We start from the raw sequence: 18339 nt of genomic DNA, 5'->3' as shown, positions 1-18339 counted from the left end.
TGTCAATATTTGTTGACAGCCATCTTCCGGATCACCGTGTTCTGACATATCATTTTAGTGTTATTGGCTTAAAACGGTGAATTTCCCATGCGTCTTGAAGTCTTCTGTGAAGACCGTCTCGGTCTGACCCGCGAATTACTCGATCTTCTTGTTTTACGTAGCATTGATTTACGTGGCATTGAGATCGATCCTGTCGGGCGAATTTACCTCAATTTTGCCGAAATTGAATTTAATACATTCAGTAGCCTGATGGCGGAAATCCGCCGTATCGCTGGCGTTACGGATGTACGCACCATTCCCTGGATGCCGTCTGAGCGCGAGCACCTGGCGTTGAGCGCGCTGCTGGAAGCGATGCCTGAGCCGTTCCTCTCTCTGGATTTAAAAAGTAAAGTGGAGCGCGTAAATCATGCGAGCTGCCAGCTTTTCGCACAGAGCCAGGAGAAGCTCAGCAATCATAACGCCGCACAGCTGATCCCCGGTTTTAACTTCCAGCGCTGGCTGGACAGCAATCCGCAAAACACGCATAGCGAGCATGTGGTGATTAACGGGCAGAATTTCCTGATGGAGATCACGCCGGTTTATCTGAAAGGGGAAGGGAATACCCGCGTGTTGACCGGGGCGGTGATCATGCTGCGGTCAACGTTACGCATGGGCCGTCAGCTACAGAACATTTCCAGTCAGGACGTTGGCGCTTTCAGCCAGATTATTGCCGTCAGTCCGAAAATGCGCCATGTCGTTGACCAGGCGCGCAAGCTCGCCAGCCTGACCGCACCGCTGCTGATCACCGGCGATACCGGCACCGGGAAGGACCTGCTGGCTCATGCCGTGCATCTGGCGAGCCCGCGTGCGGCAAAACCGTATCTGGCGCTTAATTGCGCTTCTATCCCGGAAGATGCCGTCGAAAGCGAGCTGTTTGGTCATGCTCCGGAAGGCAAGAAAGGGTTCTTCGAGCAGGCGAATGGTGGCTCGGTGCTGCTGGACGAGATCGGCGAAATGTCGCCACGTATGCAGGCTAAACTGCTGCGTTTCCTGAACGACGGCACATTCCGCCGCGTCGGTGAGGATCACGAAGTGCATGTGGACGTGCGCGTCATTTGTGCCACTCAGAAAAACCTGGTCGAACTGGTGCAAAAGGGGATCTTCCGCGAGGATCTCTATTACCGTCTCAATGTCCTGACGCTGAATATTCCACCGCTGCGCGATTGTCCACAGGACATTATGCCGTTAACGGAGCTGTTTGTGGCCCGCTTTGCCGACGAGCAGGGGGTTCCGCGTCCGAAGCTTTCTGCCGATCTCGGCACGGTGCTAACGCGCTACGGCTGGCCGGGCAACATTCGCCAGCTCAAAAACGCCGTCTATCGTGCGCTGACGCAGCTGGAAGGGTATGAACTGCGTCCACAGGATATTTTGTTGCCTGATTACGACGCCGGGACGGTATCGGTCGGCGAAGAGGCGATGGAAGGCTCGCTGGATGACATCACCAGCCGTTTCGAGCGCTCTGTGCTGACGCAGCTGTATCGCAGCTATCCAAGCACCCGAAAACTGGCAAAACGTCTTGGTGTCTCGCACACCGCGATTGCGAATAAGCTCCGTGAGTACGGTTTGAATCATAAGAAGGGTGATGAATAACAAAAAGCCTCTGTAAAGAGGCTTTTTACTTTACGCTTATTCCTTCGCCAGAGGCGTGGTCACGATTTCTGTTTTTGTCTCCCCCTGAATCGACGCAATCCTGCTTTCAACATCTTTTACCTGCTGTGGGCTGTGAAGCAGGGTATAGGTCAGGTCAAACTGCGCGCTGGCACCAGGCTGCAGCTGCTTGACGCGCTTCTGCTCGCGTTCAATCGTAACGGGGTAGGCGTAGCTGGTGCCAGGTTCAATGCCCGTGACATAGCCCTGCTTCAGCGTGTCGGTATTTTTCCATAAGGTCAGCACGGGCAGCTGGCGGGTATCAAACTGAATTGACGCGCCTTTATCTCCGGCTTTATTGACCACTGCTGCGAGCGTTTCATGGTTATTGTCCGCAAGCGGTTTGATGTTAAAGACCATTTCATCAAAACCTTTTGTCGGCCCGGCATAGGTTTGCCAGTCGTTAACGCCCGCTTTGGCGTAATCATTGAATGGGCTCACGCTCACCGCCGGTGCAAGGAAACGAGCGCCTTCTTCGAGGAGCGGCGTCCCGAAGTTGCTGTGATAGATGATCTGGTAATCATGAGGGTAATCTGCATGGTTTGTCAGAACATCGTGCAGGCTGAACTGATTGGTTCCAGGAACGTAACGCAGTTCGGTCATGGTTTGCAGATCGGCTTTTTTAAATGTGCTCTCTTTAATCAAACCCCGTACACGGATCTCATGCGGGGCGGCATCCGCAACCTCGACCTCTACCTGCGACACAGGGGTATTGCCGGCTTTGCCGTGAAGAGTATAAATTTGTCCGTCCGCGGTGACCGGGTGTCCTGTCCACTCATAGCCACAGCGCACCATCATTTCGTTGAAACCATCCAGCCAGCCGAGTCCGTTTCGGCTTTCCAGATTAATATAAGCCGGGTTAACGACCTCTTTGACGGGAGAATTCCACCCCAGTCTGGTGCCAAACCCTTCAACGTGCAGAAGGTTCATCCCGCGGGTCGGGCTTAAGGTAATAGTCAGGCCGTCTTTGCTACTAATAACGATGATTTTACTGCCTTCCTGTTTCCCGCCGTGTAAGACTTTTTGCTCAATGCTGAACGGGTGAGCCTTAACGTTCAGCTCATCACTGGAAACCTTCCAGTTTCCTTTCTCTATGCTGCTTTCAGCACTTGTCAGCACCCAGGTTTTAGCCGCTGCATGGCCAGAAATCATTACCGCAAGGAGCGTAAAAGCGAGTTTGATCTTCATATTTTATCCTTTTTGCTGAAACGATTATTTTCTTTCGTAAGCAAATCTAATGTTTAGACAAAAAGGGAAATGTGATGTGCTTCACTGGGGGCGAAAATAGAGAATTTTAACGATAATAATGCGTTACTGGTCACGTTAATATTGGATGCTATGATTTTTGTTGCATCATTAATGTGAGTTGTGATTGTTTGTGCTTTAACGATTCAGCTTTGAGTTAATAAAAAACCCCGCCATGGCGAGGTTGATAATTAATTGTATAGAATGCTCAGTACTTATTATGCTTTCAGCACGTCCAGCGCGGCAGAGTAGTCCGGCTCGGTGGTGATTTCGTTAACCAGTTCGCTGAAGACGACAGTGTCGTTTTCATCAAGAACCAGTACAGCGCGTGCCGCCAGACCTTTCAGAGGGCCTTCCGCGATGCTGACGCCGTATTTTTCGAGGAAATCCGCGCTGCGCAGGGTGGAGAGGGTAATGACGTTGCTCAGGCCTTCGGCACCGCAGAAACGGGACTGGGCAAACGGCAGGTCAGCGGAAATGCACAGCACAACGGTGTTGTCCATTTCAGTCGCCAGCTGGTTGAATTTACGCACGGATGCGGCACAAACGCCGGTATCAATGCTTGGGAAAATGTTCAGCACTTTGCGTTTACCGGCAAACTGAGCCAGTGTGACGTCAGACAGATCTTTAGCCACCAGAGTAAAAGCCTGAGCTTTGCTGCCAGCCTGCGGAATAGAACCTGCAACAGCAACCGGGTTGCCCTGGAAATGAACGAGTTGTGACATAGATATCTTCCTGTTTACATATAGTTAACGTCGGGGCTAGTGTATGCCATCAGCGGATAACACGGCAAACCAAATTTTTCGCCTTTCCGGGCCGCAAGGAGTCAGTGATGAGAAGCGTTAAGGTCTATGAAGAAGCCTGGCCATTGCATACCCCGTTTGTGATCTCCCGCGGCAGCCGAAGTGAAGCCAGCGTGGTCGTGGTTGAAATCGAAGAAGAGGGTTTTAAAGGTGTCGGGGAATGTACGCCTTACCCGCGCTATGGGGAAAGTCTTGCATCTGTGATGGCGCAGATCATGACTCTGGTACCTGACCTGCAAAAAGGGCTGACGCGCGAGTCGCTACAGCAGCGTTTGCCCGCCGGTGCGGCGCGCAACGCCATCGACTGTGCGCTCTGGAACCTTGAGGCCGCCAGGCAGCAAACATCGCTGACGTCATTGCTGAGCGTGGCGCTACCGCAATCGGTCGTGACCGCGCAAACGGTCGTAATTGGTGAGCCGGAACAGATGGCAGCCAGCGCAAAAGCGCTCTTTGACGCCGGGGCCACGCTGTTAAAAGTGAAGCTCGACGATCGCCTGATCAGCGAGCGGATGGTCGCCATTCGCTCGGCGGTACCCTCGGCCACGCTGATTGTTGACGCCAACGAGTCATGGCATCCCGAAGGGCTTGCCGCGCGATGTCAGCTGCTGGCTGACCTCGGCGTGGCCATGCTGGAGCAGCCTCTGCCGGCGAAGGACGATGCGACGCTGAAGAATTTTATCCATCCGCTGCCTGTCTGTGCGGATGAAAGTTGCCATACTCGCGCGAGTTTGAGCGAGCTTAAGGGCAGCTATGACATGGTCAACATTAAGCTCGACAAGGCCGGTGGGCTGACAGAAGCGCTGGCCCTGGCGGCGGAAGCCCAGGCCCAGGGTTTTTCACTGATGCTGGGATGTATGCTCTGCACGTCCCGGGCTATCGGCGCGGCGCTGCCGCTGGTCAATCATGTCCGTTTCGCCGATCTGGATGGCCCGACATGGCTGGCTGTTGACGTTTCACCGGCGCTCAATTTCAGCAGCGGCGTGCTTCATCTCTGAGGCTGCCAGCGCAGAAGCTCCATCATGGGTTTTAAGTATTTTTCGCTGGCTTCGTCGGAGGAGATCGGCGGGAATTCAGCGGTGATGCAGGGCAGACTCAAATCGGCACACCAGCTACCGAATGAACCGGGTGTTTCATAGCCCACGCTGGTGACGAGTGGCAGGGTGAACGCCTGTGCCAGCCACGCACCCAGATCGGAGTGGCGCGGATCTTCAATACAGGCCAGCGGATCGTGGAAGGAGACAACCCAGGCAGGGTGGATCTTATGGATAAGCTGGCACAGCGCCTGCGTTTCCGGCTCCGATCCGGGTTTGTCTCCCGTCAGCAGGACCACGTCCCGCTCCTCGGCGGAGCTGTTCCAGCGATAAACCGTTTCCCCGGCGCGCCAGTTTGCTGCCGGAAAATTACGGTTCAGGTCGACTCCTCTTGCATTAGCCCGTAATCCAAGCTGACAGCCATCCGGATTCACGGCAAGAATCACATGATGTCGTCGTAGTGAAGGGGTTAGCGTGCGCAGCGCGCATGAGAGCGTGACGACGGACGAGTTCTCATCCCCGTGCGTGCCGGCAATGATCAAACCGCTGTCGCGATCGGCATCGGGTGCCGGGAACCAGATCAACGATGCGCCTAAGAATGAGCGGCCATATTGCTCAGCGCCCGGCGGAAAGGCGCCGCGTTCGGCTCGTGGTCGGGTGATTGCCATACGAAATCCTGATAAAGAAGTCTCTACTGGCAGTGTTGTGTAAAACCCGCCGTTAATCAAATAGTTTCCGTAACGGCTGAGAATTGCCTTAAATCACTATTCAGGAGTAAGTTATTTGCATTTCTTTTTGTCGAAACAAATAATTACGCATCTGCTTGTTACCTGAGTTCATTAAAGGGGATCTTATGAAGCATCCTGTTTCGCGTCTTTTCGCCGCACTGTGCCTGTGCGGACTCTCTACACTCTCGTACGCTGCCGATGTGCCACAGGGCACGGCACTGGCGCAAAAACAGGAGCTGGTCAGACATATTAAAGACGAACCGGCTTCGCTCGATCCGGCAAAAGCGGTGGGGCTGCCAGAGATTCAGGTGATTCGCGATCTTTTCGAAGGGCTGGTGAATCAGAACGAAAAAGGGGAACTGATACCGGGCGTGGCGACGCGCTGGCAGAGCAACGATAACCGTATCTGGACGTTCACCTTGCGCGATAACGCGAAATGGTCTGACGGTACGCCTGTCACCGCGCAGGATTTTGTCTACAGCTGGCAGCGTCTGGTTGACCCGAAAACGACCTCTCCGTTTGCCTGGTTTGCGGCGCTGGCGGGTATCAACAACGCACAGGCGATCATTGACGGTAAAGCGGCACCTGATACCCTGGGCGTGACGGCGGTGGATGCCAGAACGTTACGCGTCCAGCTGGACAAACCGCTACCGTGGTTTAGCAACCTGACGGCAAATTTTGCCTTCTATCCGGTGCAAAAAACGAACGTTGAAAGCGGTAAAGAGTGGACTCGCCCGGGAGCCCTGGTCGGCAATGGCGCATACGTCCTGAACGACCGCGTGGTGAATGAAAAACTGGTTGTCGTTCCGAATACCCATTACTGGGACAATGCGAAAACTGTCCTGCAAAAAGTGACCTTCATTCCGATTAATCAGGAATCGTCCGCCACGAAACGCTATCTGGCGGGGGACATTGATATTACCGAATCATTCCCGAAAAACATGTATCAGAAGCTCCTGAAGGACATCCCAGGACAAGTCTATACGCCGCCTCAGCTCGGGACTTACTACTATGCTTTTAACACGCAAAAGGGCCCGACGGCCGATGCCCGGGTTCGTCTTGCGCTGAGTATGACCATCGATCGCCGCATTATGGCGGAAAAGGTATTAGGTACAGGCGAGAAGCCAGCCTGGCATTTTACCCCTGACGTGACGGCGGGTTTCACGCCTGATCCTTCACCGTTCGAGCAGATGTCGCAGCAGGAGCTGAATGCACAGGCGAAAACCTTGCTCCAGGCGGCTGGCTATGGTCCTCAGCGCCCGCTGAAGTTGACCCTGCTGTACAACACCTCGGAAAACCACCAGAAAATCGCGATTGCGGTGGCGTCCATGTGGAAGAAAAACCTCGGTGTGGATGTCAAACTGCAAAACCAGGAGTGGAAAACCTATATCGACAGCCGCAATACCGGCAATTTTGATGTGATCCGCGCCTCATGGGTAGGCGATTACAACGAGCCCTCAACATTCCTGTCCCTGCTGACCTCCACCCACAGCGGCAATATTTCGCGTTTCAACGACCCGGCTTACGATAAGATTATCCACCAGGCGACGCTGGAAACCACGGCGAAAGCGCGTAATACGGACTACAACATGGCGGAGAAAATCCTCATGGAGAAAGCACCTATCGCGCCCATTTACCAGTACACAAACGGTCGCCTGATTAAGCCCTGGGTGAAAGGTTATCCTATTAATAACCCGGAAGACGTGGCGTATAGCCGGACAATGTATATTGAGAAGCACTGACGGGTACTGGCCACCCGCTAATGCCTGCAACCATCGCTAAACCCACAACTGGCGCGGCTTACAGCGCCAGTTATTCCTTCTGAATAGCTCCCGCTACAGTTTGTCTGAACGACTAATACCAGGCTTAAACCTCTGAAAGCCAGAGAGAATAACAGACCGTGGTGGCCTGTATGTTCTGGTAACGACTGCAGGCTCAGTGACATTTCGGTACGATTACCGAATCAATTTCATGATTGTACAAATAATATATATATGACGAAAATTTATTACGACGTAAAAAATAACTCCCATGAATAAATTCTAAAAATCAGTGTCGTTAGTGTCGAATAGCTTGATAGATGGCTGGTCTCTTTGTTACGGTACCCTTTACAGGGATTATGAACTTACTTCCAATAAATTAAAAAAATACTCAAGGTATAGAAAATGAGATCTCATGTTGTTGAGGGAATGGTCAGTAAAATAGAAAAAATCGCTGAAGATGTTGGACTAACCGAAGATGAATACATGCTAGCGTTAGCTTTTTCGATGTCGATATTGATGGAACACAAAGGCAGTAATCTAATGAATATAGATATAAATGAACTGACGCTGCTTGTTGGTTTGAGGAAAAATAGTGCAGGTAACCCACCAACAAAAGAAGGCAATAGCCCAGTACATTAACTTTGCAGGCCGATATCTCTGCTTTCACGTATTGATATATCAATAAAATGAATGCATTCAGGTCTGAAGTTGCGATTTTCATTAGCGATAGATATTTAATTTTTATTTATGTAAAAAAATAGTTACCGCTTTTTGTTGTTAGTTAGGGTGTCGTCTCACTCATTGTTCATGTTTAGTTTAAAATTCTTAAGAAAAGTCCAGTAATGGACTATTGATCTAAATTGTTGATCATTAGTGGCATTTTGTACTAACATGCTTTTGTAAAGAAATGTCGTTCACTTAACAATCATTCCTTAAAAGGAAAGGGATCACTATGGCCGATACGTTCCAGAACGAGGTGCCCAAGGCACGCATTAATTTAAAGCTTGCATTACACACAGGTGGTGCGCAGAAGAAAGTTGAATTACCGCTTAAGCTACTCACCGTCGGTGATTTCAGTAATGGAAAAGAAGACCGTCCATTATCTGAAAGAGAGAAAATCAACGTCAATAAAAATAACTTCAATAGCGTACTTTCGGAATTTAACCCGGAAGTGAATCTGACGGTTCCGAATACGATGGCCGATGATGATTCGGAAGAGAGCGTGAAACTGAATTTCTCTGATATTAAAGATTTCGAGCCTGAACAGGTGGCCCGCCAGATCCCTCAACTCCGCGCCATGCTGGCCATGCGTAATTTATTACGCGACCTCAAATCCAATCTCCTTGATAACGCCACTTTCAGAAAAGAGCTTGAGAAAATTCTCAGAGATCCGGCGCTGTCTCAGGAGTTACGCGACGAAATGAGTGCCCTGGCCCCGAAATAAAACCCGGGTGCGTCTTTTAATGGATTAAACGAGAGAATGCAGATGTCTGTTAATACTGAAAATGGCTCCGCACAGGGGCAGACCACCGTACTGGAAAAAGAGAGCGTCTACGCCTCCCTGTTTGACAAAATTAACCTGACCCCGGCATCCAGCCTGGGTGATATTAATGCGTTTCTGGACGATGCCGCGATGGCGGACGCCACGGCGGGCGAGCGCCTGACGGCGGCGATGCAGGTGTTTATGGACTGCATCCGTAAATCCGGCCAGCCCGTGGAAAAACTCGACAAGACCCTGATTGACCACCATATCGCCGAACTGGATTTCCAGATCAGCCGTCAGCTGGATGCAGTGATGCACCACTCTGAGTTCCAGAAGGTGGAATCCCTGTGGCGTGGCCTGAAGCAACTGGTGGATAACACCGACTACCGCAGCCCGCCCCAGTGAAGAGTATGTGAAACGGGTGTATGTCGTGCAGCCGGAGCCACCGGCAACGTTACCGGCTGTGACAGAACACGTCGCCCGGCCCCTGAAGCCGTTTGCCGCCGGCATGCTGACGATGCTGGTTGCGTGCGGCGCTGCGGTAGGGGGATGGCAGGTGACGCACCGGCCGGACCCGGTGCAAGTGCAGTTTGCCGCCACGCTTGCCCCGTTGCCCGCCGCCTTGTCTGCAAAACAGTTACAGTCGCTGCGGCAGATGCTGCCGTCAGCGGAAACGGGGCTGAAACAGACGCAACAGCAGCTGGCGAGGATTACGCAGTCGTCACCGGACCGGGCAATCCGCTACGCCGACAGCCTGGTGCAGCAGGCGCTGACCCTGTGGCCGGAAGAGGCGAAACCGCTGGCACAACAGTGGCAGCAGCAGCTGGCCGCCGCCGCGCTCCCGCCCGAAAACCTCAGCGGCTGGCATCAGGGAATGACACAGCTGCAGCAACTGGCAAACCGGCTTAACGCGCTGGATGAGCAGCGGGGGAAGTACATGACGGTCAGCGAGCTGAAATCAGCGGTGTTTACCATGATGCAGTTATTTAACAGTGCCGTGCCGGCAGAGGAGCAGCTGCGACAGCTGTCAGAACTGCCACAGAACCAGCCCTGGCCTGCCGCGCAGCAGAGCCAGACGGAGCAGCACCTGCAGCAGCTGACGGCCCGCTATGCTCTTCTGAAGCAAAAAACGGCGCAATAATCCGGGTATACTCAGGTGCCATTTTTCCCCTGATTAAGACTGCCATACGGAACTGTACCTGATGAACCTTTCCCGCTACCCGATGGGCTGTTCGTCCAGCAACAAAACCTGCAGACCCTGGCGCGAGGAAGAAAAGGGCATCGGAGCCGTCAGTCGGTAAAGAAGGTGAGGGAGCGGCTGAGAAAAAGAAAGAGACTGGCCGGGCAGTGCCTGTCGCGTTGAATCCGGCTTAACAGAATGTGAAAAGATAACAGGGACGACAACGTGTCAGCCAGAGAACGATTTTTCAGGAAAGTGCAGCAGAATATCACCCGTATCCCGTCCGGCAAGAAAACGGCGGAAGCCGAAATTCAGGTATTCCGGCAGCGGATGGATGACCTCGCGCAACAGGTCAGCCAGTGGCTTACGGGGTCAGGGATTGAGGTCATCCTGTCGACGAAACATATCCACGACCTGAGCACGCCGGGCTACAGCCTGAACAGCGGCATCTGCCGTTATGACATCACCACTGTCCTGCTGCAGAACGGCGAGCGCAGCGTCAGCATCGTGCCGGAGCAGCTCTGCCGCGGTACGGAAATGGGATGTGTGACCCTGCGAATTAATGTATCCGGCGTCGCTCAGGTGTATTACTTGAGCATGGCGCCGGAAAGCGGCTGGTTTATCCGCAGTGAACATCAGGGTGCGAAAGAGAATGTCATCATGACGGAAGAGCGTTTTTTCCAGGCGGTCGACAGGCTGGCCTAAGCCCCCCTGTGGGGCTTCGGCGCGATATCGCGCCCGCTTAGGCTGAGCTGGCGGGAGCAGGTATCGCTATTCTAACAGCGCATTAAACTTTGCCAGCCACTGTGGATGCGCGGGCCAGGCGGGAGCCGTCACCAGGTTGCCGTCTACGTGTGCCTGATCGATGCCGATGCTGGCGTAGTGTCCGCCGCTGAGGCGGACCTCTGGCGCACAGGCCGGGTAGGCGCTACAGGTTCGTCCTTTCAGTATGCCCGCGGCAGCGAGCAGCTGTGGGCCGTGGCACACCGCGGCAATCGGTTTACGCGCGGCGTCAAATGCCTGTACCAGCTTTAACACGTCCTCATTTAACCGCAGATACTCGGGCGCTCTCCCGCCGGGGATGAGCAGCGCATCGTAGTCCTGCTCCTTTACGGCGGAGAAGTCGGCGTTGAGGATAAAACGGTGGCCGGGTTTTTCGCTGTAGGTCTGGGCGCCGTCAAAATCATGGATCGCCGTCATAATGTAGTCGCCCTTCGGTTTGTCAGGGCAGACCGCATCCACCTGGTGGCCTACCATCTGTAACGCCTGAAAAGGCACCATCGTTTCGTAATCTTCGGCGTAATCGCCAACCAGCATCAGGATCTTCTTGCTCATCATTCCTCACCTTTATCAATAACGATGATTAAGATATAGCCTGGCGTGGCTGAATTGCCGGAAATAAAAAAGCCCGTCAGAGCACGGGCAACATAAGCAAGTGAATAAGTGATTCGTTATCAACGTTGTTGGAGGATAACGCCGCGTATCTTACGCGGCTGTCAGGCATGCAGGTACCTGACAAATTCGGTAGGTGAAACAATAAATTAAACGTGCGTTAGGGCGCATCAAAAGTGGGGTAAAGGCTATTTTCAAGAAACTCGACCAGATACCAGACTTCACCGCTAAAGATAAACCAGAAGCCAAATATAATAAGAAGCAAAATAATTATGGTGAGTATTATTTCTGTTTTTCCCATTGCAGACTTTACCCACCTGACATCAATTTACTCAAGGCAGGCATTGTATCCGGGCTTTGCCAGATACACCAGTTTCATGCTGCAAGCACTTTATTGCGTCCGTCATTTTTAGCGCGATAAAGCGCATCGTCGACACGCTTAAACAGCTCATCAATACTCTCCCCCTGATTATGCCGTGCCACGCCAATGCTGACGGTAAAGCGAGGCAAGCCAGGAATAGTGATACGGGCAACTGCCGCACGAATCGACTCGGCAATCTGCAATGCGGTGTCGAGGGAGGTATGCGGCAGCAGGATGACGAACTCTTCGCCACCCCAGCGGAACACCAGGTCGTCTTTCCGGCTACAGGCTTCGAGCGTTCGGGAGAGGGCGATAAGCACCTCATCGCCTTTAAGATGACCGAACAGGTCATTGATGTTCTTGAAATGATCGGTGTCCACCAGCAGCAGGCTAAACTGCTGTTGTGCCGGAAGATGATTCAGGTTGCTTTGATCGGTAATGGTGTAGAACTGGCGACGGTTGAGCAGTCCTGTCATGGAGTCACGTAACGCAGCATGTTCCAGCTCCTGCTCCAGCCTTTTTTGCTCGGTGATATCGTGGATGATGCACAGCATCAGCTTGTCACCGTAGATCTCAATGGGCCCTGCGTACGTCTGGACATGGCGGGTGGAGCCATCGGCAAGTCGATGAACAAAGTTGAGCGGCTTATGGCCACCGGGCAGCGCGGCAATCGCAGTCATAATGGGCATGACATCTCGCCCCAGGGTGTTTATTTCCCAGGTATGTTTACTGCACATATCATCATGCGAATAACCATAAAAGTTGAGCGCGGCCAGGTTAGCATCGACGATATGGCCATCGCGTGCAGGATCGATTAACAACATGGGGGCGCTGTTGGTCTGAAAAAAACGCGCGTAAAACCCCTGTTTTGTCCGCCGGTAGTTTGCGGAGCGGCTGGCCTTTAATCCTGAGAGTATTTGCGGGTTGAGCCCCTCGATGACAATCACATCGCCCCAGGGAGCGTAGTGGGTAAGCGAGAGACGACAGCTTAACGGCGTGTCGTTTCCATCCCGGCTGATTGTCCAGATTTCGACGATCTCCTGCTCTGTTTTCAGTTCAGGTACATACATCGCCAGGAGAGTTTGCGCATTTGCGGAATAGATGCCTTTGCGCAGCGCATCGAGCGTTTTATCCCCCATAACCTGCGTAGCGGATACATTCGCAAAAATAACCTGTTCCGACACGGGTGAGATGAGCCACACGGGTGTTTTAATTACATTCAACGCATCAAAACAAGGTTGCGACATAGGCGTTTCCTGTTCATCGGCACCCTGTGCCTGACAATCATGACCGAATGGACTCGCGTGTACTCTTTTGAAACATACTCTACTTGACCCCGTCAGGCATGATTTTTTTGTGAAATAAATGCGGGGTCCGTTTGAATTTTAGTAATGGGTATAATTTGCTTGTCTGAGTTTTTCTGCAGAAGCAGCCACGGTACCTGTTCGGCGGGTAATGGACGGGAGAAAAGGTAACCCTGCAGGTAGTCGCAGCCGAGACGGGTAAGGACCGCCTGCTGTTCTTCCGTTTCGATCCCTTCTGCCACCACATTCATCTCCATGGTTCGCGCAATACTCATAATGGTTTCGACCAGCTTGTAGCTTTTTTCATTCTCCAGCATCGACGTGACAAAGCTTCTGTCAATCTTGAGTTCTTTTGCCGGGAGGACGCTCAGCATCAGCAGGTTGGAATAGCCCGTGCCAAAATCATCAATCGAGACGGTGATCCCCGCACGATTGAACGCATCGAGCAGCTCAATGCTGCGGTCGAGATTTTTAAGTGCAGTGCTCTCCGTTACCTCAAGGATCAGCCTGGAAGGCGACAAGCTATATTTTTCCAGCATCGACGAGACGATATGGAAGATGTCCGGCTGTTCGAACTGGACGGGGGATAAGTTGAGCGACAGCGTCCACTGGCTGAAGCCTTGTTCAGTCCAGAAATGAAGCTGTCGGCACGCCGCTTCAATGGCCCAGTTACCCACCGGAATGATCAAGCCTGTTTGTTCCAGCGAAGGGATAAACAGATTAGGCAGTAAAACGCCTTGCTCGGGATGCCGCCAGCGCAGAAGGGCCTCAAAGCCATGAATAGTCTTATCTTCCGCATGCAAGGTTGGCTGGTACCACAGTTCAAACTGATCGCGCTCAAGCGCCTGAGAGAGTTCCTGTAGAAAACCGGGTTTAGCCGGGACTGCAGTTGACATCTCGGTTCTGTAAACCGCCCAGCCGTTGCGGCCCTCTTCTTTAACGTGATGTAACGCTGCATCCGCCTTGAGTTTCAGCTCATGCAGCGTTTCGCCATCCTGAGGATAGAGGCTGACACCCGCACTGATTGTCGTGCTCAGCGTATGTCCGCAGAGCGAAAGCGGACGTCGCATATCGTCGAGCAGCGAGGTAAGCAGGGCGTTGAGTTTGTCGTCGTCACATTCAGGCACCAGCAGGATAAAGGCGTCTCCGCCCAGCCTTGCCAGGGTCATCTCACGCGTGAGCCGGGCCGTGATGCGCTGCGCAACGGTGATTAATAGCTCATCCCCGACGCTGTGACCCCAGGTATCGTTAACACGCTTGAAGTGATCGACATTCAGGAAAATGACGGCAAATGGCTTATTACTCAGCAGCGCGCTGCGCAGACAATCCTGCATGCGGATATCCATCTGGTGGCGGTTTGCTAGCCCGGTGAGCGCGTCAAAGCGCGCCTGTAGCTCAAGCTGGCGGTTGAGCTGCCGCAGGTTATCCGTCAGCCGGCCGGTACGCCAGTGAGAATCGATAAGCGAAATAATTAACATCACGCCGAGCAGGCAGAGCGTGGTGACCGACACCCAGATGGATAACCCCAGCTCGCCGATACCGCCGGGGAGAGTATGCGACATTTCCTGAAACTGAGCGGCACTCATGCCGGTATAGTGCATCGCACAAATGGCCGCGCCCATGATGAAGGCCGCAAGAAGGCGATCGATAAAGACACCTTTGTGTTTATCACGCAGACGGAAAGCGAGCCACAGTGCCGTGCCGGAGGCAATGATGGCAATGACCACGGACAACGCCACAATGCGACGATCCCATATGATGCTGCCATCCAGCATCAGGGCAGCCATACCGGTGTAGTGCATAGAGACCACCCCAGCGCTCAGGAGCGCCGTGGCAAGGATCAGTCGTAAGGGAGAGAGTTTTTTGCCCGTGACGGCAATATTAATGGCCGTGGTCGAGGCAACCACCGCGACGCCCAGTGAGGTAAGGGTTAACCAAAGGTCGTAGCTCATCATCATTGGCATTTGCATGGACAGCATGCCGATAAAGTGCATCGACCAAATGCCGATGCCCAGCGTGACCCCTCCGGCAATGCGCCAGAACAGGGCAGCCTTGCGGCTGGAAAGGGGGATTTTTCCGGCGCTGTCCAGCGCCACAAAGGAGGCAATAAAAGCCACCAGATAAGATATAGCGATCAACACAGGGTCCCACGATATATTGAGCATTATGCAATCCCACGCCTCAGAGGGTTACCGATTTCGCCTGCCGGCACATCTTAATCTGGCAACGAACATGCGCATTCAAACAATATTAGTTATTTATCGTGAAAAATGACCAGTCATATTAATACTCTACAACTCATTAAGAATATAAAATATATTCCATTTGTTAACGTATTAAGCATTGCTAAACAAAACGAATAATAGTAGCAAAGCACCTTAAATATGAGGGCGATCGTGTCGTCTCACCGCAGGGAATGGTATCGCTTAACATGGCTGGAGACCAGTATCGCAGCATGCCGAGAAGAACATTTTCACTAATACGCTTTTTTTCTCTGACTTAAGACAAATCTCAGGTTGCTAACGGCGAAACAAAAAACCAGCGTCGTTTGCGAGGAAAAACTTCTGAGCCAATGCTATAAGTTTTAATGCCGACCAAAATATAAAATGTGGGTATCATTATGCTAAGAAATATTAGTGTCAGGACCTTTATTATCGGGTTCCTGTTATCTCTTTTTTTGGTAAATGCAGGTGTCGTTGTTCTATTTTCCAGCAATCCCTCTCTCTTTATTTCCCTTAACGTAATCAACTTCGTTGCGCTATTTTTGCTGTGGGTCTACATGACGAAGTATCTTGTGACGCCGATCAATACGGTGAAGAAAAGTATTGAAGAGGTGACAGAGGGCAACCTGGGTGTGTCTATTCCTGAGTTTGGCAATAACTGTGCGGGTCGACTCATCCCAGGGATCAATAGCCTTTCCGGCAACATCGCGACGCTGGTACGCGAGATCAGGGCGTCATCGCAAACAGCTATGACATTATCGGATCAACTCTCGCAACGTAGCGCACAGCTTTCGGTGAAAACCGAGCAGCAGTCTGCGTCTTTAGTGCAAACCGCAGCCAGCATGGAACAAATGGCGGCAAGCACCAAAAACAATGCCGATAACACCCGTCTGGCGAGCGAGCAGGCCAATGTGGCGACGCTGCAGGCGCGCAAGGGCGGGGAGCTGATGGGGCTGGTTGCCACCAATATGCAGTCCATTACTGAATGCGCACAGCAGATGACGGAGATTATTTCGCTGATCGACGGCATTGCATTCCAGACGAATATCCTGGCGCTCAACGCGGCCGTTGAGGCGGCGAGGGCGGGAGATCATGGAAAAGGTTTTTCTGTGGTCGCGGAAGAGGTCAGAAACCTGGCGCACCGCAGCGCAGAGGCGGCGAAGAACATCAAAACGCTGATTGAAGTGACCAGCAGTAACGTTACGCAGGGCGTTACCGTTGTGTCACAGGCGGAAAAGAATATGCATGAAATCGTGACGGGCTCGGGGAACGTCAGCCGGTTAATGGACGACATTTCCGCGTCAACGTCAGAGCAGGAGAAAGGCATTTCTCAGATCACGCTGGCGCTCTCGGAGCTCGAGCGGGTCACGCAAAGTAACGTGGCGATGGCAGAGGAACTTAATGGCTCCTCTGATGTGCTGCGTAATCAGGTGATTGAGCTGCAGGCCCGAACGCGTAATTTCAGACTTGACCCGGGCTCTACTTCTTCATTACCTGGCGGTTCGCCATCCTTCCTTCATCGGCCAGAACACTCTCTCTGATTGAACCTCAAAGCCTGGCGTGCCAGGCTTTTTTCTCGCCTCTCGTGAGCATGTACAATTCCTGAGCGATTTCAGCGCGATGGGAAACATAGTTGTTGCTTAAGCCCTGATGAAAGCTAGACTGACACCGAAAGAGCTAAAAAAGGTGGAGGCGCTGTGGAAAGCATTAAAGGATCTGAACTTAACGTTCCTGACGCAGTTTTTGCGTGGGTGCTGGACGGTCGCGGCGGTGCACGACCGCTGGAAGACAATGATGTGATCGATAATGCGCATCCCTGCTGGCTACATCTGAACTATACCCACACGGACAGCGCTGACTGGCTGGCCTCGACTCCGCTCTTGCCTAATAACGTGCGCGATGCGCTGGCGGGTGAAAGCCTGCGACCCCGCGTGAGCCGAATGGGTGACGGTACGCTGATCACCCTGCGATGCATTAACGGCAGCACGGATGAGCGTCCGGACCAGCTGGTTGCGATGCGTGTCTATATGGACGATGGGCTGATTGTTTCAACCCGGCAGCGTAAAGTCCTGGCGCTGGATGACATCGTGAACGATCTGAAAGAGGGCACCGGGCCAATCGACTGCGGCAGCTGGCTGGTGGACGTGTGTGACGCGCTTACCGATCACGCGAGTGAGTTTATTGAAGAACTGCACGACAAAATCATCGACCTGGAAGATAACCTGCTCGATCAGCAGATCCCGCCGCGCGGTTTTCTGGCCTTACTGCGTAAGCAGCTCATTGTGATGCGCCGCTATATGACGCCGCAGCGCGACGTGTACGCGCGTCTGGCCAGCGAAAGGCTCGCCTGGATGAATGACGATCAGCGACGCAGAATGCAGGATATCGCCGACAGACTGGGTCGCGGGCTGGATGAAATTGATTCCTGTATTGCCAGGACGGCGGTGATGGCGGACGAAATCGCGCAGGTGATGCAGGAGTCGCTGGCGAGAAGAACCTACACCATGTCCCTGATGGCGATGGTATTTTTGCCGAGCACGTTTCTTACCGGGTTGTTTGGCGTGAACCTGGGCGGAATTCCAGGTGGGGCGTATCGCTACGGCTTTACCGCATTTTGCGTCATGTTAGTTGTTTTGATTGGTGGTGTTGCATGGTGGTTGCATCGTAGTAAATGGCTGTAAATTTACGCTTTTTTCACCTTTCACTGAGATCAAAACGCTCTTTTAATTGAGCGAAGTCAATAAACCTCTACCCCGTAAGGTGCAATATTACTCCCGCAGGTGAATGCAACGTCAAGCGATGGGCGTTGCGCTCCATATTGTCTTACTTCCTTTTTTGAATTACTGCATAGCACAATTGATTCGTACGACGCCGACTTCATAGTCGGCTTTTTTTTGCCTCCTGATTCTCAGCGTCTACCCTAAAAGGGACGACAGCAAATTCTGGAGGGAATGATGAGCATCCTTAACGCTCTGCTACTGCCACTATGGCGTCAATCCGATCCCATCCCCACCGATCCGGTGCCGATGCCCGATCCCATCCCGCGTCCTCAGCCGATGCCCGACCCGCCGCCTGATGAAGAACCGATTAAATTGTCGCATCGGACCGCGAGATCTGCGAGGATACGCGCCATCTGACTGC

Annotated in this window: 17 protein-coding genes and 1 pseudogene; 11 read left to right on the top strand and 7 right to left on the bottom strand. The window is 52.7% G+C overall.

Annotation, left to right across the window (positions count from 1 at the left end):
* Positions 1-87 precede the first annotated feature (87 nt).
* Complete coding sequence (gene tyrR / locus PYW49_RS04210) at positions 88-1629, top strand: transcriptional regulator TyrR (protein WP_134350501.1); 1542 nt, start codon at positions 88-90, stop codon at positions 1627-1629.
* Positions 1630-1665: 36 nt separating this feature from the next.
* Here the strand turns inward: tyrR and PYW49_RS04205 are convergent, their stop codons facing one another.
* Both PYW49_RS04205 and tpx read right to left on the bottom strand, forming a co-directional pair.
* Entirely contained in the window at positions 1666-2874 is a 1209-nt protein-coding gene (locus tag PYW49_RS04205; RefSeq protein WP_320385772.1) for an aldose 1-epimerase family protein, read from the bottom strand.
* Between the two features lie 275 nt (positions 2875-3149).
* Positions 3150-3656, bottom strand: coding sequence for a thiol peroxidase (gene tpx / locus PYW49_RS04200; protein WP_134350499.1), 507 nt, complete (start codon positions 3654-3656; stop codon positions 3150-3152).
* Between the two features lie 107 nt (positions 3657-3763).
* Here tpx and ycjG point away from each other — a divergent pair, with 107 nt between their 5' ends.
* The gene (gene ycjG / locus PYW49_RS04195) at positions 3764-4729 is read left to right on the top strand and encodes an L-Ala-D/L-Glu epimerase (RefSeq protein ID WP_320385771.1); all 966 of its coding nucleotides are present in this window, start codon (positions 3764-3766) and stop codon (positions 4727-4729) included.
* Here the strand turns inward: ycjG and mpaA are convergent.
* Positions 4720-5433: a murein tripeptide amidase MpaA gene (mpaA, locus tag PYW49_RS04190; RefSeq protein WP_320385770.1), complete on the bottom strand. Its 714-nt coding sequence runs from the start codon at positions 5431-5433 to the stop codon at positions 4720-4722. The genes ycjG and mpaA overlap by 10 nt on opposite strands.
* 185 nt (positions 5434-5618) lie before the next feature.
* Here mpaA and PYW49_RS04185 point away from each other — a divergent pair, with 185 nt between their 5' ends.
* The 6 genes and pseudogenes from PYW49_RS04185 (at position 5619) to PYW49_RS04160 (ending at position 10624) form a co-directional block, all read left to right on the top strand.
* Positions 5619-7235, top strand: a complete 1617-nt coding sequence (locus PYW49_RS04185) for a peptide ABC transporter substrate-binding protein (protein ID WP_320385769.1) — start codon at positions 5619-5621, stop codon at positions 7233-7235.
* A gap of 423 nt (positions 7236-7658) precedes the next feature.
* Complete coding sequence (locus PYW49_RS04180; RefSeq protein WP_320385768.1) at positions 7659-7895, top strand: peptidase associated/transthyretin-like domain-containing protein; 237 nt, start codon at positions 7659-7661, stop codon at positions 7893-7895.
* 313 nt (positions 7896-8208) lie between these two features.
* The gene (gene tssB / locus PYW49_RS04175; protein WP_320385767.1) at positions 8209-8700 is read left to right on the top strand and encodes a type VI secretion system contractile sheath small subunit; all 492 of its coding nucleotides are present in this window, start codon (positions 8209-8211) and stop codon (positions 8698-8700) included.
* Between the two features lie 36 nt (positions 8701-8736).
* A pseudogene (locus PYW49_RS04170) lies at positions 8737-9129 on the top strand (type VI secretion system contractile sheath domain-containing protein); the annotation flags it as partial.
* A gap of 22 nt (positions 9130-9151) precedes the next feature.
* Positions 9152-9880, top strand: a complete 729-nt coding sequence (locus PYW49_RS04165; RefSeq protein WP_320385766.1) for a VasL domain-containing protein — start codon at positions 9152-9154, stop codon at positions 9878-9880.
* Positions 9881-10144: 264 nt separating this feature from the next.
* Complete coding sequence (locus PYW49_RS04160; protein ID WP_320385765.1) at positions 10145-10624, top strand: hypothetical protein; 480 nt, start codon at positions 10145-10147, stop codon at positions 10622-10624.
* A 66-nt stretch (positions 10625-10690) separates the two neighbouring features.
* On the opposite strand, the gene PYW49_RS04155 is transcribed toward PYW49_RS04160, so the two are convergent.
* The 4 genes from PYW49_RS04155 to PYW49_RS04140 form a co-directional block, all read right to left on the bottom strand.
* Complete coding sequence (locus PYW49_RS04155; RefSeq protein ID WP_134350778.1) at positions 10691-11254, bottom strand: DJ-1/PfpI family protein; 564 nt, start codon at positions 11252-11254, stop codon at positions 10691-10693.
* A gap of 217 nt (positions 11255-11471) precedes the next feature.
* Entirely contained in the window at positions 11472-11612 is a 141-nt protein-coding gene (locus PYW49_RS04150) for an Ecr family regulatory small membrane protein (RefSeq protein ID WP_166790970.1), read from the bottom strand.
* A gap of 74 nt (positions 11613-11686) precedes the next feature.
* Positions 11687-12919: a sensor domain-containing diguanylate cyclase gene (locus tag PYW49_RS04145; RefSeq protein WP_320385764.1), complete on the bottom strand. Its 1233-nt coding sequence runs from the start codon at positions 12917-12919 to the stop codon at positions 11687-11689.
* A 92-nt stretch (positions 12920-13011) separates the two neighbouring features.
* On the bottom strand, positions 13012-15141 hold the full coding sequence (locus PYW49_RS04140; protein ID WP_320385763.1) for a putative bifunctional diguanylate cyclase/phosphodiesterase: 2130 nt from the start codon (positions 15139-15141) through the stop codon (positions 13012-13014).
* A 455-nt stretch (positions 15142-15596) separates the two neighbouring features.
* Here PYW49_RS04140 and PYW49_RS04135 point away from each other — a divergent pair, with 455 nt between their 5' ends.
* The 3 genes from PYW49_RS04135 to ynaL all read left to right on the top strand — a co-directional run bounded on the left by PYW49_RS04135 (position 15597) and on the right by ynaL (position 18335).
* Entirely contained in the window at positions 15597-16739 is a 1143-nt protein-coding gene (locus PYW49_RS04135; RefSeq protein WP_320385762.1) for a methyl-accepting chemotaxis protein, read from the top strand.
* 156 nt (positions 16740-16895) lie between these two features.
* Entirely contained in the window at positions 16896-17879 is a 984-nt protein-coding gene (zntB, locus tag PYW49_RS04130; protein ID WP_134350491.1) for a zinc transporter ZntB, read from the top strand.
* A gap of 273 nt (positions 17880-18152) precedes the next feature.
* Positions 18153-18335, top strand: coding sequence for a proline-rich small protein YnaL (gene ynaL / locus PYW49_RS04125; RefSeq protein WP_134350777.1), 183 nt, complete (start codon positions 18153-18155; stop codon positions 18333-18335).
* The last annotated feature ends 4 nt before the right edge of the window (positions 18336-18339 follow it).

Source organism: Enterobacter chinensis (genome assembly GCF_034008295.1).
Classification (GTDB): Bacteria; Pseudomonadota; Gammaproteobacteria; order Enterobacterales; family Enterobacteriaceae; genus Enterobacter; species Enterobacter chinensis.
The sequence above is the reverse complement of the archived record's forward strand: the minus strand, read 5'-3'. Positions and strand labels throughout refer to the sequence as shown.